Source organism: Pseudomonas sp. B21-059 (genome assembly GCF_026016285.1).
GTDB lineage: Bacteria > Pseudomonadota > Gammaproteobacteria > Pseudomonadales > Pseudomonadaceae > Aquipseudomonas > Aquipseudomonas danubii.
Genome location: NZ_CP087201.1, coordinates 2434959 through 2459024, shown reverse-complemented (window position 1 = coordinate 2459024; position 24066 = coordinate 2434959). Strand labels below are relative to the sequence as shown.

The window sequence follows — 24066 nt, the reverse complement described above, 5'->3', positions numbered from 1 at the left end:
ATGCCTGCGTTCGGCCATCGTGGTTAACGGGGCGCTCAGATCAAAATCAAAAGCAAGATCAAAATCTGACGGCGGCCTGCCGGCCGGCCTGTTTCATTGCCGTTCGCGTTACATATAGCCGCTGCCGCAGGCTGCGACCGGCTCCGCAGGAGACGCTAAACCTGCCTCCCCAATTTTCCTGACATATCGCGTCGCCCTCTTTCGCAGCCTTCGGCAGCGGCTACAAAGAGCCGGCCTGCGCACCTTGGCTTTGGCTTTTGATCTTGCTCTTGCTCTTGCTCTTGCTCTTGCTCTTGCTCTTGATCTTGATCTTCCGGCCCCTTCCCAGCCGGCCGAACGCAGGCGTTGCGTAGGGGGCAGCTCGGCAAGGATGCCGAGCTAGCCGCCACCCGGCCATGGATGGCCGGTTGGCGGCGGGCCCCCGGAGCAATGCCGAAGCGAGGGCACCCCGAGCCCCAGCGAGGGGCCCATGGAGGGGCAAGCGTTTTTGGTTCCTTTTTAGGCGTTTGTAAAAAGGGACTCGCCGTAAGGGCGAAACCCTAAGTGGCCGCACCCGCAGCAACGGATATGTACTCCATCCCAATCGCCGTAGTCAGGGCGAAACCGCCATGACCGCTGCAACGGATACGCCCTCAATCCCCTAGCCCCAACTGCCCCCCCCTCACACCGCCACCCGCACCACCCCCATATCAATCCCCAAATGCACCAACTCCGCATGGGAGCTGACCTGCAACTTGCTCTTGAGCAAGGTCAAATGGTTCGACACAGTCTTGGCGCTGATGCACAGCTGCTCGGCAATCACCCGCGCCGGGGTGCCCTTGGCCAGCATCACGAAGATCTCCAGCTCGCGCTGGGTCATGCTCTGCAAGCGCGGGTCGCTGGCGTTCTGCGCCGGGGTGCAGGCCAGCTGGGTGGCCAGGGGCTGTTCGATGTAGGCGTGCCCGGCCAGCACGCGGTGCACCGCTTCGATCAGCACCTGGGGCGCGGAGTTCTTGGTCAGGTAACCCGAGGCACCCGCCTCCAGGGCCTGGCGCACCAGGGGCAGTTCGTCGTGCATGCTGAAAAACAGCACCCGCAGCTGCGGCAGGCGCTGGCGCAGGCGGCGGGTGGTCTCCAGGCCGCTGATGCCCGGCAGGCCGAAATCCATGATCACCAGGTTCGGCACTTCTTCGGCGACCCGGGTCAGGGCCTCTTCGCCGCTGGCCGCTTCACGCACCTGCATCGCCGGCAATACCGCGCGCAGCAGGCTGGCGTAACCCTGGCGGACCACGGCGTGGTCATCCACCAACAAGATGTTCATCAGGCCTCCATGGGCATGTTCAGGGGCATGTTCAAGGCCAGTGCCCAACCGGCGCCGGGACGGCTGAGGATGTGCAGTTCGCCGCCCAGGCTGCGGGCCCGTTCGGCCATCGAGTGCAGGCCGACGCCGGGACGCTGGGGCTGGCGCGCGCCGCAACCGTTGTCGCGCACCAGCAGGCGCAGGCCCCGGGCGCTGCGTTGCAGGCGCACCCGTACCTGGCTGGCATCGGCGTGCCGGGCGACATTGGTCAGCGCTTCTTGCAGCAGGCGGTAGAGGTGGGTCTTGCTCGCGTCGGGCAACGCTGGCAGGTCGGCGCCGACCCGCAATTGGCAGTCGATGCCCTGGCTGTCCTGCCATTGGCTCACCAGCAGGCCGAAAGCTTCGGCCAGCGGCAGGTGCTGCAGCACCACCGGGTACAGGTCCTGCACCAGGGCGCGAAAGCCTTGCTGCAAGCGCTCGCAGTTGAGCTCCAGGGCCTGGGCAGTGTGTTCCACCACCGTGGGCTGGTTGCTGACCATGCGCAGCAGGCAGGCCTGGGCGCGGATGCCCGCCAGGTATTGCCCGAGGTCGTCGTGCAGGGTCTGCGCCAGGTAGGTGCGCTCGCGCTCTTGCACCGCCAGCAGGGCCTGGGTCAGTTGGGTGTTGTCGGCGCGGGTCTGTTCCAGGGTCGCGGTCATGCGGTTGAAGTGTCCGGCCAGTTGTCGCGCTTCCGGCAGGCCGGCTTCGCGCAGGCGCACCGCCAGTTGCCCGCCGGATACTTGCTGCAAGGCCCGCAGCAAATCATCCAGCAAGCCCATGCCACGGCGTACTGCCCAGCGGATGGTCAGCAGGCTCAGGAGCAAGGCCAGGCCGCACAGGCTCAGCAGCTGTTGCAGGGAATCCCAGACTTCGTCGATCTCATCCCGCGCGTCCACGGCGATCAGCACCCGGCGCCCGTCGCCCAGGTCCAGTTCGCGGGCGCTGTAGAGACGGTCGCTGAACAACTGGCGGCCGAGCCAGGCGTCCAGCCCTGCCTCTTCCGGCATGCGTGCCGCCTCGTCAGGCGCCAGCCAGTGCACCCGCACATGGCGCAGGCTTTGGGTCAGGTGTGGTTGCAAGCCCGCCGGGTTGCGCTCGGCGCTGTCGCTCAAGTACTCCACCACCGCTGCGGCGGACTGCAATTCACGTTCGACATCGGCCACCGCCTGATGCAGCAGCAAGCCGGCGCAGGCCAGGGTCACCACGGCAAAGAACGCCGTGACCCACAGGTTGATCCGCCACAGCGCCGACATGCCTAGCGCCCCGGAACCAAGGGCACCGCCAGGGGCAGGACCGGACGCGGGCCGTGCAGGCGATCGACGCCGATCAGGCTGAGGATCAGCAGCAAGGGCAGGAGCAGCACTTTGATGATGCGCATGGGCGTCTCTCTCAAGGTTCGGGCTCAGGGCTCGGGGCGGGTTCGGCCAGGGTCGGGGCCGCTGGGACCATGCTAAGACCGCCGCACCCGCGCCGGGCTACTACCTTGGTACTGCCCGAGCGCTACTTTCTGCATATTTCCCCGCCCCGACGCTGTTCCTATGCTGGCGCCACCTGCCGTGGAGTGCCTTATGCACCAGCCTGCCCCGCTTATCCTGACCTGCCTGCTGGCCCTGACCTCGGTCCTGTTGCCCCTGGCCGCGAGCCAGGCCAGCGAGGACACCTTGCAGGTGCGCATCGGCTACCTGGGCTATCGCCCCGATCCCGGCCCGCTGCTGTCCAATATCATCCCCGAGCCCGCCGACAGCGGGCTGCAAGGCGCGCAGCTGGCGATTGTCGACAGCAACAGCACCGGGCGCTTTCTCAAGCAGCAGTTCCAGCTCGACAGCGCCAGCGTCGACAGCCCCCAGGCGCTGCTGCAAGCCGCCAAGGCCCAGCACGACCAGGGCCTGCGGCTGTTCGTGGTGAATGCCCCGGCGGCCAGCCTGCGGGAACTGTCCGCCGCCCTGCCCGACAGCCTCTTGTTCAACGCCGGCAGCCCCGACGACGCCCTGCGCAGCAGCCAGTGCCTGGGCAACGTGCTGCACAGCCTGCCCGGCCGGGCGATGCTGGCCGACGCCCTGGTGCAGTTCATGGTGCTGCGTAAATGGCAGCGGGCCTTGCTCATCGTCGGCCAGACCGAAGACGACCGGGCCTACGCCGACGCCTTGCGCCGGGCCACCCAGCGCTTCGGCGTGAAGCTGGTCGCCGAGAAAGACTGGAGCTTCGACAACGACCAGCGCCGCAGCGCCCAGGCCGACATGCCGCTGTTCACCCAGACCGCCGAATACGACGTGGTGCTGGTGGCCGACGAGCGCGGCGACTTCGGCGAATACCTGCCCTACCAGACCTGGTTCCCGCGCCCGGTGGCCGGCACCCAGGGCCTGACCCCCACCGGCTGGCACAAGAGCGTCGAGACCTTCGGCGCCGCGCAGTTGCAAAAGCGCTTCGAAGCCCAGGCCGGACGCTGGATGAACGACCGCGACTTCGCCGCCTGGATGGCCGTGCGCAGCGTCGCCAGCGCAGTGAGCAAACTGCGCCAGGCCGAGCCTCGGGCCCTGCAGACGCTGCTGCTCAGCGACCAGTTGCCCCTGGACGGGTTCAAGGGCCGCAAGCTCAGCTACCGGCCGTGGAACGGCGAACTGCGCCAACCCATTCCCCTGGTGCAGCCCCGAGCCCTGGTCAGCACTTCGCCCCAGGACGGCTTCCTGCACCCCTTCAACGAAATGGACAGCCTGGGCTACGACCGCCCCGAAGTGACCTGCCGCTACCCCTGATCCCATAACCACAACAACAAGGAATCCGCCATGCGCCGCCCTCTTCTCTGCCGCTCCGCCCTCTGCGCGGGCCTGCTGCTCGCCGCCGGGCACGCCATGGCCGCCACGGCCTGGGTCTCCAACGAAAAGGACAACAGCCTGAGCCTGATCGACCTGCAGACCCTGGAAGTCACCGAGACCCTGCCGGTGGGCCAGCGCCCGCGGGGGTTGCTGCTGTCCCATGACAATAAGCTGCTGTACATCTGCGCCAGCGATTCGGACCGGGTCCAGGTGATGGACGTGGCGACCCGCAAGATCATCAAGGAGCTGCCGTCCGGCAAGGACCCCGAGCAGTTCGCCCTACACCCCAACAACCGCTGGCTGTACGTGTCCAACGAGGACGATGCGCTGGTCACGGTGATCGACACCGAGACCGCCAAGGTCCTCGGCCAGATTAACGTCGGGGTCGAACCCGAAGGCATGGCGGTGAGCCCCGACGGCAAGTGGGCGGTCAACACCAGCGAAACCACCAACATGCTGCACTGGATCGACACCAGCACCCAGACCCTGGCCGACAGCACCCTGGTGGACCAGCGCCCGCGCTTCGTCGAGTTCAACCAGGACGGCTCAAGGCTCTGGGCCTCGGCGGAAATCGGCGGTACCGTGACCATCCTCGACGTGGCCACGCGCCAGGTGCTCAAGACCCTGAACTTCAAGATCAAGGGCGTGCACCCGGACAAGGTGCAGCCGGTGGGCATCAAGCTCAGCGCCGACGGCAAGTACGCCTTCGTCGCCCTGGGCCCGGCCAACCACGTGGCGGTGATCGACGCCAAGACCTACGAGATCCTCGACTACCTGCTGGTGGGGCGGCGGGTCTGGCAGCTGGCATTCACCCCGGACCAGAGCCAGTTGCTGGCCACCAACGGGGTCAGCGGCGATGTCTCGGTGATCGATGTGAACAGCCTCAAGGTGCTCAAGTCGGTGAAGGTCGGGCGCTATCCCTGGGGCGTGGTGGTGACCCCATGAACGCCCTGGAGGTCAGCCAGCTGAGCTTCGCCTATGGCCCGCGCCAGGCCCTCGATCAGGTCAGCCTGAGCCTGGCTCCCGGACGCTTTGCCGCCCTGCTGGGGCCCAACGGCGCCGGCAAGTCGACCCTGATCGCCCTGCTCACAAGGCTCTACGACCTGCAACAGGGCGACATACGCGTCGGTGGCTGCTCGCTGCGCAACGCTGCCCGCGCCGCCCTGCGCCAGCTCGGCGTGGTGTTCCAGCAAAGCACCCTGGACCTGGACCTGAGCGTCGAGCAGAACCTGCACTACCATGCCGCGCTGCACGGTTTGTCGCGGCGCCAGGCGCAGGCGCGAATCGATGCCGAACTGGCGCGCCAGGGCCTGAGCGAACGGCGCCGGGAAAGCGTCCGCGCCCTCAATGGCGGCCACCGCCGACGGGTGGAGATCGCCCGCGCCCTGCTGCATGAACCGCGCCTGCTACTGCTCGATGAAGCCAGCGCCGGCCTCGACCCGGCCAGCCGCCTGGCCCTCAACCGGCACATTCGCCAGCTGTGCCAGGAACAGCGCCTGAGCGTGCTCTGGACCACCCACCTGCTGGATGAAGTGCAGGCCGACGACCAGTTGCTGATCCTGCATCAGGGGCGCCTGGTGGCCAGTGGCGTGGCCAGCGCCATCAGTGAGGAACAGGGCGGCGACCTGGGCACGGCCTTCGCCCGCCTGACCCAGAATCCCCAGCCGCGCCCGGCCCCGATCGGAGAACCGCTCGCATGAACGCCTACTGGCAATGCCTGCGTGGCATCGTGCTGCGCGAATGGCTGCGCTTCGTGCTGCAGCGCACGCGCTTTCTCAGCGCCCTGGTGCGGCCGCTGCTATGGCTGCTGGTGTTCGCCGCCGGCTTTCGCGCGGCCCTGGGCATCGCCATCATCGAGCCCTACAGCACCTACATTCCCTACGAGGTCTACATCGTCCCAGGGCTGGCCTGCATGATCCTGCTGTTCAACGGCATGCAGGGCTCGCTGTCGATGGTCTACGACCGGGAAATGGGCAGCATGCGCGTGCTGCTCACCAGCCCCCTGCCCCGGGCCTTCCTGCTCGCCAGCAAGATGTTGGCCACCTCATTGATCTCGCTGCTGCAGGTCTATGCCTTCCTCGCCGTGGCCTGGCTGTATGGCGTGCAACCGCCGGCCATGGGCCTGCTGAGCGCCCTGCCGGCCTTGCTGCTGGTGGCCCTGATGCTCAGCGCCCTGGGCCTGCTGCTGTCCAACGCCATCCGCCAGCTGGAGAACTTTGCCGGGGTGATGAACTTCGTGATCTTCCCGCTGTTCTTCCTGTCCTCGGCGCTGTACCCGCTGTGGAAGATGCTCGAAGCCAGCCCCTGGCTGTACTGGCTGTGCGCCCTCAACCCCTTCACCCACGCCGTGGAACTGGTGCGCTTCGCCCTGTATCAACGCCTCAACCTTCTGGCCCTGGCCGTGTGCCTGGGGCTGACCCTGGTGTTCTCCGTGCTGGCGGTGCTGACCTTCAACCCGCAGCACGCCGCCCTGCGCAAAAGCACCGCCTAGGTATCTCCAGATAAAGAGCCACTGTAGCCGCTGCCGAGCCTTAGGCGAGGCTGCGACAAGGGCCAAAGGCCCTTCCAGCGATCCGAAGGCCCGCGCATTCATCACAATCAACGCCATGGCGCTGCATCGACGCCCGTGGACTTTCCTGATGGACCGCGCCGGCAGGTTTAGCGTCTCCTCCGGAGCCGTTCGCAGCCTGCGGCAGCGGCTACACGAAGCCCTGCAACCTCCGCAATCGCTGCAACGCCTGTAGCCGCTGCCGAGCCTACGGCGAGGCTGCGACAAGGGCCAAAGGCCCTTCAGCGATCCGAAGCCCCACGCGTTCATCGCGACCAACACCATGGCGGTGAATCGAGCCACGCGGGTTGTTCTGATAGACCGCATTGCCAGGTTTGGCGTCTCCTCCGTCGGAATGCCGCCCAAGCCGTTCGCAGCCTGCGGCAGCGGCTACAGACAAGCGCGAGAGCCTCGCCCAGCCAGGACCTACGACTTTGGTACTGCTTTTGCTGTCGATGGTCGCATTCACAAATGCACCCGCGCTGGCATGTAATGGGCCCATAACAAGAAGGACAACCCCCTATGCCCCGTGCCCTGCAGACCCTGGCCCTGCTCTCGCTGAGCCTGACCCTGGGAATGGCCCAAGCCGAGACTCCGCTGTTTTCCGCCGACGGCTATCGCACCCGCCTCTACCGCAGCCCGACGCCCACGCGTATCGAGGCCGCGCAGATCATCGACACCCAAGGCTTGCAGGCCCTGCTCCAGGCGCAACCCAAACCCCTGCTGATCGACGTCTATCGCCGGCAATGGCTGCAAGGCCGCTTCATCGACAGCGAGCCCCACGCCAACCTGCCCGGCAGCCACTGGCTGGCCAACACCGGCGACGGCGAGCTGAGCCCAGAGTGGCAGCAATACTTCAGCCGCTACCTGCAACAGCTCAGTGCCGGTAATCGGCAACGACCGCTGGTCTTTTATTGCCGCGCCGATTGCTGGCTGAGCTGGAACGCGGTAAAACGCGCCGCAGCCCTGGGCTATACCTCCCTCTACTGGTATCGCGACGGCCTGGACGCCTGGGAGGCCGCCGGGTTGCCGGTGGTGGCGGCCCAGCCGGAAGCCTTTCCCTGAAGCCGCAAAAGCCCCCTGCACAATCACAATAACGAGGTGAAAGGCCATGTATAAAATTCTGATAGCCGACGATCACCCACTGTTTCGCGAAGCCATCCACAACGTCATCAGCGACGGATTTCCCGGCAGCGAGGTGATGGAAACCGCCGACCTGGACAGCGCCCTGGCCCTGACCCAGGAGCACGACGATCTGGACCTGATCCTGCTCGACCTGAACATGCCCGGCATGCACGGCCTCAACGGCCTGATCACCCTGCGCAACGAAGCGCCGACCATTCCGGTGGTGATCGTCTCCGCCGAGCAGGACAAGCAGATCGTGCTCCAGGCCATCACCTACGGCGCCGTCGGCTTCATCACCAAATCCTCGGCGCGCTCGCAGATGACCGACGCCATCGAACAGATCCTCAATGGCAACGTGTACCTGCCGCCGGACATCATCCGCACCCAGAAAAGCCAGCCGGGGCGGCGCAACAGCGAGACCCCGAGCTTTCCCCCGGAACTGCTGCAAGCCCTGACCCGCAAACAGCTCCTGGTACTGGAACGCATGACCAAGGGCGAGTCCAACAAACAGATCGCCTACACCCTGGACATTGCCGAAACCACAGTGAAGGCCCACGTCTCGGCGATTCTGCGCAAGCTCAACGTGCACAACCGGGTGCAAGCGATCCTCAGCGCCGGTGATATCGATTTCGGCGCCTACCTGCGCCGCTAACCCTCTGTAGCCGCTGCCGAGCCTTCGGCGAGGCTGCGACAAGGGCCGAAGGCCCTTCAGCGATCTGAAGACCGGCGCATTCATTGCGACCAACGCCATGGCGGTGAATCGGGTCACGCGGGTTGTTCTGGTAGACCGCGTTGCCAGGGTTGGCGTCTCCTGCGGAGCCGGGCGCAGCCTGCGGCAGCGGCTACATGAAGCCTTCCGCGCCCTGCAAGTCCTGTAGCCGCTGCCGAGCCTTCGGCGAGGCTGCGACAAGGGCCGAAGGCCCTTCCAGCGATCTGAAGACCGGCGCATCCATCGCGACCAACGCCGTAGCGATGAATCGGGGCACGCGGGTTGTTCTGATAGACCGCGTTGTCAGGGTTGGCGTCTCCTGCGGAGCCGGGCGCAGCCTGCGGCAGCGGCTACACGGGGGGCGTCAGCAGGTGGCTGATGGCGGTCTTGAGTTTCATCGGGCGCACCGGTTTGTGCATCAGGGTGTGGCCCAGCTGCCGCAGTTGCTGTTTGAGCTCGTTGCTGTAGTTGGCGGTGATCATCATCGCCGGGATCGCCAGGGCGCGCCGGGCGTTGATTCGTGCCACGGCGTCGATGCCGTTCTGTTGCTGGTCCAGGTGGTAATCGGCAATCAGCAGGTCGGCCTCGGCGCGGTAGTCGTCCACCTGGCGCGCCAGGTCTTCTTCGGACAAGGCGGTGATCACCTGGCAGCCCCAGCCTTCGAGCAAGGTGCGCATGCCGGCGCAGATCGCCGCGTCGTTATCCAGCACCCAGATCCGCGCGCCGTGCAAACGCTCCAGCAGGGCTTCCCCCAGTTCCGGGCGCGGCGCCGGCAAGGGCGCGCTGGCGCTGATGGGCACCTGCACGCTGAACACCGAACCGCGCCCCGGCCAGGAGCGCACGCCGATGCGGTGCCCGAGAATCCCGGCAATCTTCTCGACGATGGCCAGCCCCAGGCCCAGGCCGCGATCCTGGTCCGGGCGCTGTTCTTCGCCGCGTTTGAACTCCTGGAAGATTTCTTCCAGGCGTTCGGCGGCGATGCCCATACCGCTGTCCCAGACTTCGATCGACAGCCAGCGCCCCTGGCGCCGGCAGCCCAGCACCACCCGGCCCTGGCGGGTGTAGCGGATGGCGTTGCTCAACAGATTGCGCAGAATCCGCGCCAGCAGCTGGATGTCGCTGCGCACCAGCGCCGAGCAGGCCACGAAGTGCAGTTCCAGGCCTTCGCTGCGGGCCACCTGGGCGTACTCGGCGGCGAGGTTTTCCAGCAGTTCGCTCAAGGCAAAGGGCGCGATATCGGCCTTGATCACCCCGGCGTCGAGCTTGGAAATGTCCACCAGGGTGCCCAGCAGGTTTTCCACGTCTTCCAGGGAGTTGCTGACATTGCGCACCAGGGCGCTGCTGGCCTGGGGATCGCGACGCTCCAGCAAGGCGCTGGTGAACAGCCGCGCGGCGTTCAGGGGTTGCAGCAGGTCATGGCTGACCGCGGCGAGGAACTTGGTCTTCGACAGGTTGGCCCGTTCGGCCTCGGCCTTGGCCTCACGCAGCCGCGATTCGACCCGGCTGCGCTCTTCGATCTCGCGCAGCAGTTGCTGGTTGAGGGTGGTCAGTTCGGCGGTGCGTTCGCGCACCCGCAGTTCCAGGTTCTGGTAGGCCTGATGCAGCGCCTCGGCGGTGCGCCGGCGTTCGGTGATGTCGCGGATCAGCACGAAGATCCCCACCACTTCACCATTGGCCAGGCGGTTGGGCACGTAGGAGCGCAGCATGTAGCGCTCCTGGTTGTTGATGTTGGTTTCGGCGAATTCGAAGGTCACGCTCTCCCCGGCCAGGGCCCGTTCCACATAGCTTTCCAGGCGCTGGTAGTGCTGTTCGCTGTGCACCTCGCGCAGGCTCTGGCCAAGCATCACGCCGCGCGGCCAGCAGTACCATTCCTCGTAGACCTTGTTGGTGAACTCATACACCAGATCGGCATTCAGGTAGGCGATCAGCGCCGGCACATGGTCGGTGATCAGGCGAATCCAGCGCTCGCTTTCACTCAGGGCCTCAGCGTGCTGGTAGCGCTCGGTGATGTCGGTGAAGGTGTTGACGAAGCCGCCGGTGGGCAGCGGATGGGTGCGAATCTCCAGCACCCGGCCGTCGCTCAGGCGCTGCTCGCATTCATGGATCACCCGGCCATTGCCGTCGCGGCTGGCGGGGGTCAGCAGGCTCAGCTCGCTGTCGCCGATGACCTCGGCAAACAAGCGGTGCGCGGCCACCGGGGCCAACCCGCTGAGTTCGAGGAAGCGCCGGTTCCACAGTTCGAGGATGCCCTCGGCGTTGACCATGGCCACGCCCTGGGACAGGTTGTCCACCGCCCGTTGCAGCAGGTGGGACTTTTGCGCCACCGCCTGTTCCCGACGCAGGGTTTCGCTGTGCTTGACCTCGGTGATGTCGGTGAACAGGATCACCCGCCCGCCCTCCCGGGTCGGCCGTTCGCTGACCTGCAACCAGCGGCCGTTGTGCAGGCGATACAGCAGTTGTTCGTCGCCGGCGCTGCGCGGTTCTTCGCTGAACAGCCCGGTGCTGGTCATCAGCCGGCGCACTTCCGAGAGGCGCATGCCGGCCATGATCCGCACCCGGCTGTGGCTCCAGAAGGCGCGGAAGCGGCTGTTGAACAGGACGATGCGCTGCTCCTGGTCGAACAGCACGAAGGCGTCGGAAATGCTCTCGATGGCGTCGATCAGGTGCTGGTGGGCCGTCTCGGCCCGCAGCCGCGCTTCGCTGAGCAAATGGTTGCCGGCCTTGAGCTCGGCCATGGCCTGGTTCAGGGCGTCGGTGCGTTCGCGTACCTGCTCGGCCAGCACCACCGAATGCTGGAACGCCGCGTAAGGGTCGTTGCCACGGGTGATGCCGGACTCGACCCGTTCGATCAGCGCCTCGTTGATGCGCCGCAGCTTGCGGTTCTCGCGCTGCAGGTCATCGAGCTGCGCTTGCAGCTCAGCGGCGGGCCGGAGTTCGACTGCGGGCAATGGCGACCCCGGTGAAGGTCTGGTTGATGTGCATGCCATTGAACTGTTCTCCGTAGGTGTTGAAACCCATCACCCGTTGTTCCCGCAAAAAGGCCCCGATCTGGTCCAGGCTGCCGCGATCCTCCAGCTCCAGGCGGCGCAAAAAGCAGTCGCAGCCGATGGTCAGCAACAGCCCGCCGAGGCGCTGCTGCAAGCCGTCGAACAGCTGTTGCAGGTTGGGCAGCAAGGGGCCGGGGGTCATGGCGGTGAGGACTATGCCGTTCTCCACCGCGCAGTAGAAACTCAGGCTCAGGTCCGGGTGCACCTGCTGCACCGCGCGCACGTAATAGTGCTGGTTGATGCGCACCGCCAGCGGGTGGGCGGCGAACACCCGGTGGTCGAGCTGCGCCAGGGGCACGCCGATCAGCCGCGCGTACTCCTCGGCGGCGGGCTCGGCGTTCAGTTCGTAGACCCGACGCAAGGTACTGTCGGCGCCGGTGACCACCAGTTTTTCTTCCCGGGGCAGGATGTGGTGGGTGGTGAACACCTCGAAATCCAGCCAGGTGTTGACCAGCACCACCACCGCCGCGCCGCTGTGGAACTCGCCGCCGAAATACACGTGGGTGTGGGTCAGGTAGTTGTCATCGCCGGCCGAACCGCCGAAATGCGGAATGTCCCCCAGGGCCGCGCTGAGGGCGGCCAGGACCATTTCCTCACGGCTCGACAGACCGTCCAGCAGGGTCAGGGCGAAGCTGTTGCCCTTGATCGGCGCCAGGGTGTTGCTGCGGCAGCGGCCCACCAGGCGTTCGACCATCTGCTGGGCGTCGATCAGGCTGAAGTGCTCCATCTGGTCGATCAGCTCGGCGGCGATGGAAAAGTGCCGATGGTCGAAACCGATGGCGGTCACGCAATTGCGCCCGTAGCCCAGCGGGGTGATCTCCCCGGCGCTGGTGCAGCCCACCAGAGGGATGCCGCCAAAGCTCTGCTGCAGGGCCGGGCCGAGGGTTTGCAGAGGGTATTCGGCAGAACAGAAGAACAGCACGAAGCCCAGGTGCGGATGCAGCAACTGGCTGGCCAGGTCCTGGGCCACCTGCTGCGGATCGACGGCCTGGGACATGGCACTGACCACGCCCTCGCTCTGGGCTTGCTGCATCGTCGCCTCCGGCGCGGGTTGTCTGAGCAATGAGTGTACGAAGCCGGCCCCGGGGGACGAATGCTACTTGGGTAGCGGGTAGCCGGTTCCATGGGCGTAGGGGCTGGCTTGCCAGCGAAGGCGTCGGCCGGGCTGGTGCAAGGCTGGCGGGCCTCTTCGCCGGCAAGCCGGCTCCTACGGGACATGCGGGAGATATGGGGAATGGAGGGGGCGCCGGCCCGGGCGCGATGCGCACGCCAGGGCCGACGCTGGGGTTACCAGGTCAGTACCGCACCCACGGCGAAGGTGTCGGTGTTTTCGTTCTGCGCATTGGTGTGGTGGCCGTCGATCTCGAACTGGTTGTACTCGGCCACCAGCTTGAGGTTGTCGTTGATGTCGTGGAACAGCGCCACGCCCCGGGTCTGGTAATCGGCGCCGCTGCCGACTACGCCGTTGCCGTCGTCCTTTGTCTTGCCGTAGGACAGCGCCAGGCGGTTCTTGCCCAGTTTGTACGAGCCCTGCAGCAGGTAGCCCTTGCTGTCGACATTGCGCAGGGTGGCCTCGCCGGCATTGTTGGTGAAGAACGGGTTGATGCCCTTGGCCTGGAACCCGGAACCGGTCAGGGACAACCCGCCCATCTTCGCCTGCAGGCCATAACCCAGGCCCTTGGAAGTCACTGACTGCACGTTGGGGTCGGTGTTGTCGGAGGTCTGGTAGCTGCCGTTGAGCCAGCTGTAGAACTTGGCCCCGCCCAGGTCGAACTGATAGGTAATTTCGCTCTCGGTACGCGGGTTCTTCTGGTAGGCCTTGCCCAGGGCGCTGCTGTCGTTGGTGTCCACCGGGTCGAGGATGCCCACCGCTACCCGCAGGCCGTCCATCACCGGGCTGCGGTAAGTGATCTGCGACGACGGAAAGGGATAGGGGTAACCGCTGCCGATGTTGCCGAACGACACCCCGCCGCCGTCCACCAGCCCCAGGCTGTCGCTGACCTGGCCGTACCCGGCAAGCATTTCATCGAGCAGGATGTTGGAACGGGCGAACAGGCCGAAGTCCTTGCCGATCAGCACCTCGCCCCACTCCGGGTTGGCCACGGTGCCGTAGAACTGGCGCACGTCGATGGCGGTGTCGGTGCCGTTGGTTTCGCTGTCGTTGATGGTCACCCAGAATGAGGCCCGGGCGCCGAGCTTGAGGTCGTCCACCTGCTTGCCCATGTTGAAGCCCAGGTAGTTGGGCAGAAAGCCCATCTTCACCCGCGCCTGGCGGCGGTCGTACTGCTCGCCGGCGCGGTCGACGTCACTGTTGACGTAGAAGGCGTTGACGTAGCCGTCGGTGGAAAAGGTGGTCTGGTCCTTGTCGTACAGCATGATTTCGGCTTCGGCGACAGTGCCCAGGCCAAGGGTCGACAGGCCGACGAGCAGGGCCGGAATCAGAGGGTACTGGCAGTTCTTATTGTTATGCATGGCGCGCTCCGCAAACGGGGGACGAAATGTCGGAGGCGATTATCGAAACGCGCCAAGGCCGCCCATAGGCTGCCTTGGGGGCAAGTTCACGGTGCTTTGGAGGGGCTGGCAGGGAGCGGCAAATCCGATCCACGACCGGACCGCTACCGGCCCCCCTACCGGGAGTAGCACCAAGGGTCTATCGACCCCGGTGCCAAGGGATAAGGCCTTAAGCCTCGGCCGCCAACGCGCGCAGTCGCGCCAGCTCGGCAACGGCCAGGGGAATGCCGTGCTCCAGGGATTTGGCCCGGGTGCGGTAGCGCCGGTCGCCGGGCATGCGCTCCAGGCCCACGGCCTGCATCTGCCGCACCAGCTCGCCGCTGCGCTGGGCAAAACGCCCGCCGCCCAGGTGGCTGGGGTCGATGACGATCAGCAGTTGCCCGGTCCAGGGCGTTTGCGCCCCCGGGTGTTGCGACCAGTCGAACTCGAAGGAGAAATTGCCGCCGGTCAGCGCCGCCGCCAACAGCTCCACCATCATCGACAACGCCGAGCCCTTGTGCCCGCCAAAGGGCAGCAAGGCGCCGCCGTCGAGAATCGCTGCCGGGTCGCAAGTGGGCTGGCCATCGCGGTCCACCCCCATGCCCGGCGGCAGTAGCTGGCCCTGGCGCTTGGCGATCTGCACATCGCCGTGGGCGATGGCGCTGGTAGCCAGGTCGAAGACGATGGGCTCGGCGCCCTCGCGGGGGGCGGCGAAGGCAATCGGGTTGGTGCCGAACAGCGGCCGCTGGGCGCCGTGGGGCACCACGCAGGTCATGCTGTTGACCAGGCTCAGGGCCACCTGGCCTTCTTCGGCGAACGGCTCGACATCCGGCCACAGGGCGGCGAAGTGATGGGAATTGCGAATCGCCAGCACCGCGATCCCGGCGCTGCGGGCCTTGCTCAGCAGCAGCTCGCGGGCCGCTGCCAGAGCCGGCTGGGCGAAGCCGCCTGCGGCGTCCACCGCCACCACGCCGGGGGCCACATCCTCCACTTGCGGCACGGCCTGCCCATTCACCCAGCCACTGGCCAGGGACGACAGGTAACCGGGCATGCGGAACACCCCGTGGCTGTGAGAGCCGTCGCGCTCGGCGCGGGCGCAGTTGTCGGCCAGCACCCGGGCCACCTCGGCAGAGGTGCCGTGGCGAAGAAAAATGCGTTGCAGCAAGTCGGTCAAGGCCGGCAGGTCGAGGTACTCGACATCAGCCTGCGCCGGGGTCGCGTGGTGCATGGCAGCTCCATTGGAATTGTTATTGGAAGGTGCCTGACTATCGCGTCACGCCAGTTAACTGTCAAATGTTGACTTCATGACAGAAAACATTCATTTTCCGTTTCCAGCGGTCAATAAAAACCAGGAGCGGCCATGAGCCAGCCCATCAAACAACGCCTTGAAAGCAGCTTGTCCAGCGCCACCGCGTCGGGCCGGGCGATTGCCAGCTACATGCTGGCCAACCTCTACGAACTGCCCTTCCAGACCGCTGCCGACATCGCCGAAAAACTCGGTGTCAGCGAATCCAGCGTCGGCCGCTTCTGCCGCGCCATCGGCTACAGCCATTTCAAGGACCTGAAAAACGACCTGAAGAACGACCTCGGCGAAGGCCCGTGGCTGGTGGGCGACCGCCTGCAGGAATTTCGCCAGCAGCCCAACCCGGCGGCCCAGGGCCTGCCCCGCAGCTTCGAGCTGGAAGTGGCGGCGCTGGTCAAGGTCTACGAATACAGCCTGACCCCGGCCTGGCAGACCGTGGTCCAGCGCCTGGCCAGCCGGCGCCGGGTGTACGTGGCGGGATTCCAGACCGAGCGCGGCATCGCCGCCTCCATGGTCCACCTGCTGCAATACCTGCGCGACGGCGTGCACCTGGTGGACGGCGCCGCCGGGCATTTCGCCGACGTACTGCTCAGCCCCGCCGAAGACTGTGCCCTGGTGGTGTTCGAGGCCCGGCGCTACTCGCGCCACGCCCTGACCCTGTGCCACAAGGCCCGCGAGGCGGGGATTCCGGTGACCCTGGTCACCGACACTTTCTGCGACTGGGCCGAGCAGAACGCCGACGAGGTGTTCCGCGTGCCCACTGAATTCAACCTGTTCTGGGAGTCCACCGCGGCCATGCTGTCGCTGGTGCACCTGTTGGTCAACGAGGTGTGCAAGCACCTGGGACCCGAGGTGGAAAAACGCCTGGAAGCCACCGCTGCCCTGCATAACGAGTTTGTTGGTTACACATCGTCCGCCCGACCAAAACAATAAATAACCGAGGTGCTCCATGAACAACGTCCTCCGCTTCGCCGGCGCTTGCGCCCTGGTCATCGCCGCTTCCACGGCCCAGGCCGAAACCCTGAAGATCGCCACCGAAGGCGCCTACCCGCCCTTCAACTACGTGGACTCCAACAACCAGCTGCACGGCTTTGACGTGGACATCGCCAACGCCCTGTGCAAGCAGATGCAGGTCGAGTGCCAGATCGTCGCCCAGGACTGGGAAGGCATCATCCCGGCGCTGCTGGCGAAGAAATACGACGCCGTGGTGGCCTCGATGATCGCCACTGACGAACGCAAGAAAAAGATCGCCTTCAGCAACCACTACTACCGCACCCCGCTGTCGGTGGCCGTGGCCAAGGACTCGGACATCACCGACGCCCAGACCAACTTCAAGGGCCGCACCGTGGGCGCCCAGGCCTCCTCGACCCAGGCCATCTACGCCGAGGACCACTACGGCCCGGCCGGTGCCGACGTGAAGTTCTACCCGACCCTGGACGAAGCCAACAGCGACCTGGCCGCCGGACGCGTGGACGGGGTGATTGCCGACAAATTCCCGCTGCTGGCCTGGGCTGAAAGCGCCGGCAAGGACTGCTGCAAGATCATCGGCGACGTCAACGGCACCACCGCCGACGCTTCCATCGCCGTGCGCAAGGAAGACAACGCCCTGCGCGAGCGCCTGAACAAGGCCCTGGACGAGATCGTCGCCAACGGCACCTACAAGCAGATCTCCAGCCGCTACTTCGCCTTCGACATCTACTGACCGCCCGCCTTTGCCGCTGCCCTTGCCCCGCGCTCCCTTGAGCGCGGCGGCGCCCTGCACGGTTCAATTTTCCTGAGGGTTCGCGCATGTTCGAACAGCTGTCACTCCTGTCCTTTGCCAGCGGCGGCTGGGGCTCGGCCTTACTCGCCGGGGCCCTGGTGACCATCGCCCTGGCGCTGGCCTGCGTGCCCATCGGCCTGCCCCTGGGCTTACTGGTAGCCCTGGCCGCGCGCTCGAAAAACCGCTGGGCGCGGGCCTGGGCCACGACCTTTTCCACGGTGTTTCGCGGCCTGCCGGAGCTGTTGACCCTGCTGATCATCTACTACGGCTGCCAGATTGCCGCGCAGAAGATCCTCGGCGCCCTGGGCTACCCCGGTGAAGTGGCGATCAACACCTTCGTCGCCGCGATGATCGCCTTCAGCCTGGTGTTCGCCGCCTTCTCCAGCGAGATCTGGCTGGCCGCGTTCAAGACCCTGCCCAAGGGCCAGTACGAAGCCGCCAGCGCCCTGAGCCTGTCGCGCCGCACCACCTTCACCCGGGTGCTGCTGCCGCAACTGACGCGCATCGCCCTGCCGGGGCTTTCCAATAACTGGCTGTCGCTGCTCAAGGACACCTCCCTGGTGTCGACCATTTCCCTGGTGGACCTGATGCGCCAGACCAACCTCGCGGTCAGCGTGACCAAGGAACCCATGCTGTTCTACAGCGTGGCCTGCTTGGGCTACCTGTTCTTCTCGGCGCTGTCGGGGCACCTGTTCAGTTTTCTCGAACGGCGCTTCAACCGTGCGCAACGGAGCCTGCAACCATGAGCCTGGATGACCTGCTGAACCTGTTCCTCAACCAGGAACTGCTGGAACGCTACGGCCCGCGCTTTATCGACGGCCTGCTGGTGACCGCCAAACTGGTGGCGATTTCCTTCAGCCTGGGCGCCGTACTTGGCCTGCTGATCGCCCTCGGGCGACTGTCCAGCAATCAGTTCCTGCGGCGCTTCACCGGGGCTTATGTGTACTTCTTCCGCGGCTCGCCGCTGCTGGCCCAGCTGTTCATGCTGTATTACGGCCTGGGCTCGTTCAAAGGCTTCTGGCAGGACGTGGGCCTGTGGTGGTTCTTCCGCGATGCGTGGTTCTGCACCCTGCTGGCCTTCACCCTGAACACCGCCGCCTACCAGGCGGAGATCCTGCGCGGCAGCCTGCTGGCCGTGGCCCAGGGCCAGCGCGAAGCCTGCAAGGCCCTGAGCCTGTCGCGCTGGACCGCGTTTCGCAAAGTGATACTGCCGCAATCGCTGCTGATCGCCATCGGGCCTCTGGGCAACGAGCTGATTTTGATGATCAAGGCCAGCGCCATCGCCTCCCTGGTGACCATCTACGACCTGATGGGGGTGACCAAGCTGGCCTTCTCCCGCAGCTTCGATTTCCAGATCTACCTGTGGGCTGCGGTGCTCTACCTGCTGATCGTCGAAGTGGTGCGGCGCAGCCTCAAATACCTGGAAGGCCGCCTGGGCCGGCACCTGAACTGAACCCTTTAGCGGGCCGCCGCGCGGCCCCTGTCATAAGGACTGAAACATGCATTGCCAAACCCTCGTCCTGGGCGCCGGAATCGTCGGCGTCAGCAGCGCCCTGCACCTGCAGGCCCGCGGCCGCCAAGTAGTGCTGCTGGACCGCCAGCCCCCGGGCAACGGCACCAGCCACGGCAACGCCGGGCTGATCGAACGCGCCAGCGTGATTCCCTACGCCTTCCCCCGGGAAGTGACCAAGCTGATGCGCTACGGCCTCAACCAGCAATCAGACGTGCGCTACAGCCTGCGCCACCTGCCCAAGGCCGGCCCCTGGCTGCTGCAATACTGGCGCCACTCCTCGCCCAAGGGCCTGGCCGCCGCCACCCGCGCCATGCTGCCGCTGATCGAGCGCTGCGTGAGCGAACACCTGGCCCTGGCCCGACCGGCCAACATGCTGGAGCTGATCGCCGACGGCGGCTGGATCGAAGCCTTCAACGACCCACAGGCCTTCGACTTCGCCCAACGCGCCGCCGCCGACCTGCGCGACTACCAGCTCAACTACCGGGTACTGGACCGCACCGAACTCTTGACCCTGGAACCCGGCCTGCACGCGGATGTAGTGGGCGGCCTGCACTGGCTCGACCCCAAGACCGTCAGCGACCCCGGCGGCCTGACCCGCGGCTACGCCGAATTGTTCAAGCAGCGCGGCGGCCAATTCGTCATCGGCGACGCCCTGAGCCTGACCCAAGTCGAAGGCGGCTGGCAGGTGCACAGCGAACTCGGCCCCATCACCGCCCAAGAAGTGGTAGTCGCCCTCGGCCCGCAAGCCAGCGGCATCTTCGAGCCCCTGGGCTACCGCATCCCCCTGGCGATCAAGCGCGGCTACCACATGCACTACGCCGCCCTGCCCGGCACCCGCTTGCAGCACCCGATCCTCGACCCGGTGGGCGGCTACGTCCTGGCGCCGATGGTGGGCGGCATCCGCCTGACCACCGGCATCGAATTCGCCGACCCGGACGAGTCGATCAACGAAATCCAACTGCGCCGCTGCGAAGCCCTGGCCCGCCGCTTCTACCCCCTGGGCGAACGCCTCGACGCCGAACCCTGGCTGGGCCGCCGCCCGTGCCTGCCGGACATGTGCCCAGTGATCGGCCCCGCCCCGCGCCACCCTGGCCTGTGGTTCAACTTCGGCCACGCCCACCACGGCCTGACCCTGGGCCCGGTGAGCGGCCAACTGCTGGCGCAAATGGTCACCGGCGAAACGCCCTTCACCGACCCCACTCCTTACCGCGCCGAGCGCTTCAACTGACCGACGGAGAACCGCCATGCAGACCCAGACAGCCCCGCTTTCCGCCGCCTCCCAAGCGCCCGCCCAGCCCACTGTCGACCCGCGTGAAGTGGTGATCGATATTGCCGGGCTGAACAAGTTCTACGGCGCCTTCCACGTCCTGCACGACATCGACCTCAAGGTGCGCCAGGGCGAACGCATCGTCCTCTGCGGGCCTTCCGGCTCCGGCAAGTCCACCCTGATCCGCTGCATCAACCGCCTGGAAATCGCCGAAAAAGGCCGCATCCTGGTGGACCGCACCGACCTCTCGCAAAACACCCGCGAAGCCGCCCAGGTGCGCAGCCAAGTGGGCATGGTGTTCCAGCACTTCAACCTGTTCCCGCACATGAGCGTGCTGGACAACTGCACCCTGGCACCGATGACTGTGCGCGGGTTGTCGCGGAAAAAGGCTGAAGAACTGGCGCGGGGGTTTCTGGCCAAGGTGGGGATTGAGAATCAGGCGGATAAGTACCCGAGCCAACTGTCTGGCGGGCAGCAACAGCGCGTGGCGATTGCACGGGCGTTGTGCATGGAGCCGAAGATTATGTTGTTTGATGAACCGACTTCGGCGCTGGACCCGGAGATGGTGAGTGAGGTGTTGGATGTGATGGTGAAGCTCGCTGGGAGTGGGATGACCATGTTGTGCGTGACCCATGAGATGGGGTTTGCGCGGCAGGTGGCGGAGCGGGTGTTGTTTTTGGATGGGGGGCGGATTGTGGAGGATGCGCCGCCGGAGGCGTTTTTTGGGGCGCCGAAGAGTGAGAGGGCTAAGGCGTTTCTTGCGCAGATTGTGCATTGAGGTAAGTGGACATATCCGTTGCTGCGGTAACGGCTACTTATGGTTTCGCTCTTACAGCGACTCACTTTGGAAAAGCCCCAAAGTAAGCAAAGGGCTCCTGCCCCTCCACTCGGTGCCTCGCCTAGGCTCGGCATGCCCTCACTCCGGCATTGATCCGTGGGCCGCCGCAATGGGCCATCCATGGCCCAGTGCGGCTAACCCGGCGTCCTGCCGGGTTACCCACGGCTCAATGCCTGCGTTCGGCCATCGTGTCTAAGGGGGCAGGCAGATCAAAAGCCAGAGCAAGAGCAAAAGCAGACGGCGGCCTATCGGCCTACCTGTTTCATTGCCGTTCGCGTTACCTGTAGCCACTGCCGAAGGCTGCGAACGACCGCGAAGCGTGCGCAGCGGTCTTAGGCGTGGCTATTTATCTATCTGGTTCAACCCTCCATCTTTATCCAAGAAAACCTCCGATAACCCGAGCATCCGTCAACGCAAAAAAGAAGGCCCTCTACCGCAACAGCTAAAGCAGCCCATAAGTCGCCCGTCCCCAAGAATAAACAAAAGGTCAAATCGACGAATGCGAAGATTTTGCGGACTGCAATGATCACCGCAGACAGTAAACAGCCATCGTACTAACATTCGTGACGGACAGCTTTCGGCCGTTTGTGTTGAAAAAATCGGCCATGTGTTCCAGGACAGAAAAGTACGCGTTTGAGTTTGAAATCTTCACGTTGAACAGAGAAATTCATGCTCAGAAGCCGCCCTGTGCCCACATTAATTAGGAAATTATGAAACCTCTTTACCTGTGCTCAATTCTGCTGCTTGCAGGCTGCACCCCAGCGACGAAATACCTTGTGCCTGAAGGGGCGCCTCACGCGCTTATCCGCAGCGAATTGGTGTCGATGGAGAATCATCGAAACCACCTATCTCTGGACGAAGCGTCTGCCATCAGCTGCAAATACGGCAGAGCCGTGGCGACTGCTCAGGGAGGGCAGGTACGGCAACTGGTTTCCGTTTATAAGAATGTATCGACGCCGGAAGGCTTTTTTCCGATTGAAGCCGGCAAGCCGCTGCACCTGATAATGCGCGGCATGGCCAACGCCAATCGCTCGTGCAACGTAGCGTTCGTCAGCGAATTTACGCCGGGTGCACGTTACGTAATCAAAGGAGGAATTATCGACAACCCGGGCGCGCTGAGCGGTTGTTACATTGACATATTCAATGTCGATTCGGGCACGCGCGTCCCCATGGCCGATGCGTCGAAAATCGACCGCAATTGTGCGGTTGACCAGACACTTTGAATAGATGCCTCAGAGCCACAATTTGCTCTCAGCCATCTTCAGATCACAGGTGGTTAATTGCGGGGGGGCTCACACCTATTTGCATTCGACTTAACCATTCATGTGCCCGTTTTTTGAGCAGCAAGATTAGTGGAGACATGACAGGCAGAGAACGGCCGTCCGTGAGCCGCAGCTTTCGGCCAGAAACAGACGTTCAACGCTAGAATTAAGCGGATGGTAAGCCGTCCAACTGTATGAATGATTAGGGCGCATTACAGTCAATTGTGATGTCACCTGTGTTAACGAAGAGAGCGACCTCCGCAAACGAAAACAGGATGCCTCCCATTGCGGTCACTGCATGCCAGTAGCTGTATTGCCAAATTTCTGGCAATACGTGGACGCAGCTTCCATGAGCACACACAAAATATTTTCCCGCCTGAATATATCCGTTGAGCGCATCGCCCCCAAAGATACTGGCTGACCGCTACGAAGGTGAAAAAGTTGAGCAAGGCAAGCACTAGCGTTGGGTACAAAACCCACCGTGCTCGATTCGACAAACTCTTGAAAGTGAGATGCGATTTCATGAGCCCGAATTACTGAATACACGAGCCCTTGGGTCCGGTTATACGACCCTGATTGCGTCCAAAAACCTAGACGTCCCCTGTTCTGGTTGGAGCTTATCTTCTCTTAAGACTGGGGACTGATTTTTTCTGAGAAATAAATCAGTCTCCTTTTTCAATGACAAAAGCTACCGTTACAGTAGCTTCTGCCAGCGACAACTTATTTTTTTGAGGATTTGCTAGGTTTCAAGTCGGGATTGTTTCCTTGCGTGTCTTTATTATCACGACGACGCTTGTCAACTTCACCGGTTGATTTAGCGATTGGTTTTGGGCCTGGTTTAAGCGCCATAAGCTTTCTCCTTAACGTTGATATTGATTGTGGTTTTTGCACTTATCAACTTCTCATAAAGTAAATTTCCCCTTTGCCCTCCTACCAAGGTTGGTTTCTTAATTCTATGGCCAGCGCACCAAATTCAATTCCTTGATTCGAACCGCCATGGCACTGTCAGATACTCTGAATTGCTGAGCCAAAGAATTGATTGCCTTGCCGTTGAATCTGGTACAGCGAGCCAAAGCTATTTCTCGGTCGAGTGAATTTTGCGAGGCATAAAGAAGGGAATTTGGATCGTTAGCGTTCAGGTGAAAACAACTGACGTCGTTAAAATGAAACTGCCCCTTGCATCCAAACTGGCTTTCAAACCGAGCAATCACAAGCTTAGGGGGCATAAGGAAACACGCTGCGAAATAATCCGCTTCGCGCTCAATCAGAGGCTTGGTCGATAGTGAGTGATAGCCGCCTATCGGCCGGTCCCTATGCATAATTTCTTGCTCATGAAGTAGGAAATGGCCTATCTCATGAGCAGCTGTGAAACGGCGTTCATGTAATGGGAATTCGGTAGAGACTGCGATTTTTCCGGAGCGCCGATCAAATATCCCAGCTGCTTGGAATTTCTGACCTTGTGGAGCAAATCTTGTGGAACCAAGGGTCGGGAGCTCCAGATACGTCAGTCCCAACAGTGAAGCAGCAACTGCGGGATCGAGCATGCTTAATAGTGGAGGTTGTCCGCCAGGCCACAGAGCTTCCTTGTTTGCCCAAAGGCCTTCGTGAACCCAATGCGCTGCTTCTTGGATGTATTCTCGATCCATTTCGCCATCACCACATATTGTGTTAGAAGCAAAAATAACCACAACATGTAGGACATTCAACCATCTCTCCGTCAGATTTGGATCCAGCTGACGAACGGTGTTAAGTAAGTCAAGCTCATGAGCAAACCACCATGCAGACGGTTTCAGGAATCGAGCCTTCCGGAAACAATCAAAATGGCAATCAAAATGGGCACGGATTTATTTTTTCGCTGATTTTGGTATTGGGAGTGGATTGGTTGAGTGGGTGGGTGGGTGGGTGGAGCCGGGGCCGGGGCCGGTGAGTTAAAGCGTAGGTTGGGAAGCGTCTGAAACCGGATACGGGCAAGTTTCCACAGCCAAAAGCGGACGTTCGCGTGCAGTCGATCAGGCCATAGGCGAACATTCCCCCTAGATTAGCCAGCAACTGGAAACTGGTATTTATCGAG

The 24066-nt window shown here is 63.7% G+C and carries 22 protein-coding genes; 13 read left to right on the top strand and 9 right to left on the bottom strand.

The window, feature by feature from the left end; genetic code table 11:
• Window positions 1–661: 661 nt before the first annotated feature.
• Genes LOY69_RS11245 through LOY69_RS11235 form a run of 3 tightly spaced genes read right to left on the bottom strand, consistent with a single transcriptional unit; the run spans window position 662 to window position 2696 of the window.
• Window positions 662–1300 carry a response regulator transcription factor gene (locus tag LOY69_RS11245; protein WP_265074552.1) on the bottom strand — a complete coding sequence of 213 codons (639 nt, stop codon included), beginning with the start codon at window positions 1298–1300 and terminating at the stop codon, window positions 662–664.
• Complete coding sequence (locus LOY69_RS11240; RefSeq protein ID WP_265074551.1) at window positions 1300–2571, bottom strand: HAMP domain-containing sensor histidine kinase; 1272 nt, start codon at window positions 2569–2571, stop codon at window positions 1300–1302. The genes LOY69_RS11245 and LOY69_RS11240 overlap by 1 nt, the downstream gene beginning before the upstream one ends.
• Before the next feature lie 2 nt (window positions 2572–2573).
• Complete coding sequence (locus tag LOY69_RS11235; protein WP_258010305.1) at window positions 2574–2696, bottom strand: hypothetical protein; 123 nt, start codon at window positions 2694–2696, stop codon at window positions 2574–2576.
• Between the two features lie 190 nt (window positions 2697–2886).
• Here LOY69_RS11235 and LOY69_RS11230 point away from each other — a divergent pair, with 190 nt between their 5' ends.
• The 6 genes from LOY69_RS11230 (at window position 2887) to LOY69_RS11205 (ending at window position 8456) form a co-directional block, all read left to right on the top strand.
• Entirely contained in the window at window positions 2887–4071 is a 1185-nt protein-coding gene (locus LOY69_RS11230; protein WP_213666035.1) for an ABC transporter substrate-binding protein, read from the top strand.
• A gap of 30 nt (window positions 4072–4101) precedes the next feature.
• Window positions 4102–5076 (top strand): YVTN family beta-propeller repeat protein, encoded by a 975-nt coding sequence (locus LOY69_RS11225; RefSeq protein WP_015635007.1) that lies wholly within the window; start codon window positions 4102–4104, stop codon window positions 5074–5076.
• Window positions 5073–5831 (top strand): ABC transporter ATP-binding protein, encoded by a 759-nt coding sequence (locus LOY69_RS11220; protein WP_265074550.1) that lies wholly within the window; start codon window positions 5073–5075, stop codon window positions 5829–5831. Before LOY69_RS11225 ends, LOY69_RS11220 begins: the two co-directional genes overlap by 4 nt.
• Window positions 5828–6622: an ABC transporter permease gene (locus tag LOY69_RS11215; RefSeq protein WP_265074549.1), complete on the top strand. Its 795-nt coding sequence runs from the start codon at window positions 5828–5830 to the stop codon at window positions 6620–6622. Before LOY69_RS11220 ends, LOY69_RS11215 begins: the two co-directional genes overlap by 4 nt.
• Window positions 6623–7201: 579 nt before the next feature.
• Window positions 7202–7744: a PQQ-dependent catabolism-associated CXXCW motif protein gene (locus tag LOY69_RS11210; protein ID WP_265074548.1), complete on the top strand. Its 543-nt coding sequence runs from the start codon at window positions 7202–7204 to the stop codon at window positions 7742–7744.
• Window positions 7745–7790: 46 nt separating this feature from the next.
• Window positions 7791–8456, top strand: coding sequence for a response regulator transcription factor (locus tag LOY69_RS11205; RefSeq protein ID WP_102880312.1), 666 nt, complete (start codon window positions 7791–7793; stop codon window positions 8454–8456).
• Between the two features lie 407 nt (window positions 8457–8863).
• Here LOY69_RS11205 and nahK read toward each other — a convergent pair whose 3' ends face one another.
• From nahK to LOY69_RS11185, 4 genes are all read right to left on the bottom strand, one after another.
• Window positions 8864–11500, bottom strand: a complete 2637-nt coding sequence (gene nahK, locus LOY69_RS11200) for a hybrid sensor histidine kinase/response regulator NahK/ErcS' (protein WP_265074547.1) — start codon at window positions 11498–11500, stop codon at window positions 8864–8866.
• The gene (nosP, locus tag LOY69_RS11195) at window positions 11430–12593 is read right to left on the bottom strand and encodes a nitric oxide-sensing protein NosP (RefSeq protein WP_265074546.1); all 1164 of its coding nucleotides are present in this window, start codon (window positions 12591–12593) and stop codon (window positions 11430–11432) included. The genes nahK and nosP overlap by 71 nt, the downstream gene beginning before the upstream one ends.
• Window positions 12594–12847: 254 nt before the next feature.
• Window positions 12848–14032, bottom strand: coding sequence for a porin (locus LOY69_RS11190; RefSeq protein WP_232644311.1), 1185 nt, complete (start codon window positions 14030–14032; stop codon window positions 12848–12850).
• Between the two features lie 208 nt (window positions 14033–14240).
• Complete coding sequence (locus tag LOY69_RS11185) at window positions 14241–15278, bottom strand: Ldh family oxidoreductase (protein WP_265074545.1); 1038 nt, start codon at window positions 15276–15278, stop codon at window positions 14241–14243.
• A gap of 132 nt (window positions 15279–15410) precedes the next feature.
• Between LOY69_RS11185 and LOY69_RS11180 the strand changes: the two genes are divergently transcribed.
• The 7 genes from LOY69_RS11180 to LOY69_RS11150 all read left to right on the top strand — a co-directional run bounded on the left by LOY69_RS11180 (window position 15411) and on the right by LOY69_RS11150 (window position 21956).
• On the top strand, window positions 15411–16286 hold the full coding sequence (locus LOY69_RS11180) for a MurR/RpiR family transcriptional regulator (protein ID WP_047285528.1): 876 nt from the start codon (window positions 15411–15413) through the stop codon (window positions 16284–16286).
• Between the two features lie 16 nt (window positions 16287–16302).
• The gene (locus LOY69_RS11175; protein ID WP_047285526.1) at window positions 16303–17055 is read left to right on the top strand and encodes a transporter substrate-binding domain-containing protein; all 753 of its coding nucleotides are present in this window, start codon (window positions 16303–16305) and stop codon (window positions 17053–17055) included.
• Between the two features lie 86 nt (window positions 17056–17141).
• Window positions 17142–17861 carry an ABC transporter permease gene (locus LOY69_RS11170; RefSeq protein WP_102880307.1) on the top strand — a complete coding sequence of 240 codons (720 nt, stop codon included), beginning with the start codon at window positions 17142–17144 and terminating at the stop codon, window positions 17859–17861.
• Window positions 17858–18568: an ABC transporter permease gene (locus LOY69_RS11165; RefSeq protein WP_016962591.1), complete on the top strand. Its 711-nt coding sequence runs from the start codon at window positions 17858–17860 to the stop codon at window positions 18566–18568. Before LOY69_RS11170 ends, LOY69_RS11165 begins: the two co-directional genes overlap by 4 nt.
• A 46-nt stretch (window positions 18569–18614) precedes the next feature.
• A complete protein-coding gene (locus tag LOY69_RS11160; protein ID WP_265074544.1) occupies window positions 18615–19856 on the top strand; it encodes an NAD(P)/FAD-dependent oxidoreductase in 1242 nt (413 codons plus the stop codon).
• A 16-nt stretch (window positions 19857–19872) separates the two neighbouring features.
• Window positions 19873–20673, top strand: coding sequence for an amino acid ABC transporter ATP-binding protein (locus LOY69_RS11155; protein WP_320110049.1), 801 nt, complete (start codon window positions 19873–19875; stop codon window positions 20671–20673).
• A gap of 770 nt (window positions 20674–21443) precedes the next feature.
• Window positions 21444–21956 carry a hypothetical protein gene (locus tag LOY69_RS11150; protein WP_265074543.1) on the top strand — a complete coding sequence of 171 codons (513 nt, stop codon included), beginning with the start codon at window positions 21444–21446 and terminating at the stop codon, window positions 21954–21956.
• Between the two features lie 759 nt (window positions 21957–22715).
• On the opposite strand, the gene LOY69_RS11145 is transcribed toward LOY69_RS11150, so the two are convergent.
• Window positions 22716–22844 (bottom strand): hypothetical protein, encoded by a 129-nt coding sequence (locus LOY69_RS11145; RefSeq protein ID WP_256214295.1) that lies wholly within the window; start codon window positions 22842–22844, stop codon window positions 22716–22718.
• Between the two features lie 104 nt (window positions 22845–22948).
• Window positions 22949–23701, bottom strand: coding sequence for an ImmA/IrrE family metallo-endopeptidase (locus tag LOY69_RS11140; protein WP_265074542.1), 753 nt, complete (start codon window positions 23699–23701; stop codon window positions 22949–22951).
• Window positions 23702–24066 lie beyond the last annotated feature (365 nt).

What these genes read in the sequence shown, in the direction of transcription:
- LOY69_RS11245 (WP_265074552.1), bottom strand. Translation starts at nt 1,300, where the DNA reads ATGAACATCTTGTTGGTGGATGACCACGCCGTGGTCCGCCAGGGTTAC.
- LOY69_RS11240 (WP_265074551.1), bottom strand. Translation starts at nt 2,571, where the DNA reads ATGTCGGCGCTGTGGCGGATCAACCTGTGGGTCACGGCGTTCTTTGCC.
- LOY69_RS11235 (WP_258010305.1), bottom strand. Translation starts at nt 2,696, where the DNA reads ATGCGCATCATCAAAGTGCTGCTCCTGCCCTTGCTGCTGATCCTCAGC.
- LOY69_RS11230 (WP_213666035.1), top strand. Translation starts at nt 2,887, where the DNA reads ATGCACCAGCCTGCCCCGCTTATCCTGACCTGCCTGCTGGCCCTGACC.
- LOY69_RS11225 (WP_015635007.1), top strand. Translation starts at nt 4,102, where the DNA reads ATGCGCCGCCCTCTTCTCTGCCGCTCCGCCCTCTGCGCGGGCCTGCTG.
- LOY69_RS11220 (WP_265074550.1), top strand. Translation starts at nt 5,073, where the DNA reads ATGAACGCCCTGGAGGTCAGCCAGCTGAGCTTCGCCTATGGCCCGCGC.
- LOY69_RS11215 (WP_265074549.1), top strand. Translation starts at nt 5,828, where the DNA reads ATGAACGCCTACTGGCAATGCCTGCGTGGCATCGTGCTGCGCGAATGG.
- LOY69_RS11210 (WP_265074548.1), top strand. Translation starts at nt 7,202, where the DNA reads ATGCCCCGTGCCCTGCAGACCCTGGCCCTGCTCTCGCTGAGCCTGACC.
- LOY69_RS11205 (WP_102880312.1), top strand. Translation starts at nt 7,791, where the DNA reads ATGTATAAAATTCTGATAGCCGACGATCACCCACTGTTTCGCGAAGCC.
- nahK (WP_265074547.1), bottom strand. Translation starts at nt 11,500, where the DNA reads ATGGCATGCACATCAACCAGACCTTCACCGGGGTCGCCATTGCCCGCA.
- nosP (WP_265074546.1), bottom strand. Translation starts at nt 12,593, where the DNA reads ATGCAGCAAGCCCAGAGCGAGGGCGTGGTCAGTGCCATGTCCCAGGCC.
- LOY69_RS11190 (WP_232644311.1), bottom strand. Translation starts at nt 14,032, where the DNA reads ATGCATAACAATAAGAACTGCCAGTACCCTCTGATTCCGGCCCTGCTC.
- LOY69_RS11185 (WP_265074545.1), bottom strand. Translation starts at nt 15,278, where the DNA reads ATGCACCACGCGACCCCGGCGCAGGCTGATGTCGAGTACCTCGACCTG.
- LOY69_RS11180 (WP_047285528.1), top strand. Translation starts at nt 15,411, where the DNA reads ATGAGCCAGCCCATCAAACAACGCCTTGAAAGCAGCTTGTCCAGCGCC.
- LOY69_RS11175 (WP_047285526.1), top strand. Translation starts at nt 16,303, where the DNA reads ATGAACAACGTCCTCCGCTTCGCCGGCGCTTGCGCCCTGGTCATCGCC.
- LOY69_RS11170 (WP_102880307.1), top strand. Translation starts at nt 17,142, where the DNA reads ATGTTCGAACAGCTGTCACTCCTGTCCTTTGCCAGCGGCGGCTGGGGC.
- LOY69_RS11165 (WP_016962591.1), top strand. Translation starts at nt 17,858, where the DNA reads ATGAGCCTGGATGACCTGCTGAACCTGTTCCTCAACCAGGAACTGCTG.
- LOY69_RS11160 (WP_265074544.1), top strand. Translation starts at nt 18,615, where the DNA reads ATGCATTGCCAAACCCTCGTCCTGGGCGCCGGAATCGTCGGCGTCAGC.
- LOY69_RS11155 (WP_320110049.1), top strand. Translation starts at nt 19,873, where the DNA reads ATGCAGACCCAGACAGCCCCGCTTTCCGCCGCCTCCCAAGCGCCCGCC.
- LOY69_RS11150 (WP_265074543.1), top strand. Translation starts at nt 21,444, where the DNA reads ATGAAACCTCTTTACCTGTGCTCAATTCTGCTGCTTGCAGGCTGCACC.
- LOY69_RS11145 (WP_256214295.1), bottom strand. Translation starts at nt 22,844, where the DNA reads ATGGCGCTTAAACCAGGCCCAAAACCAATCGCTAAATCAACCGGTGAA.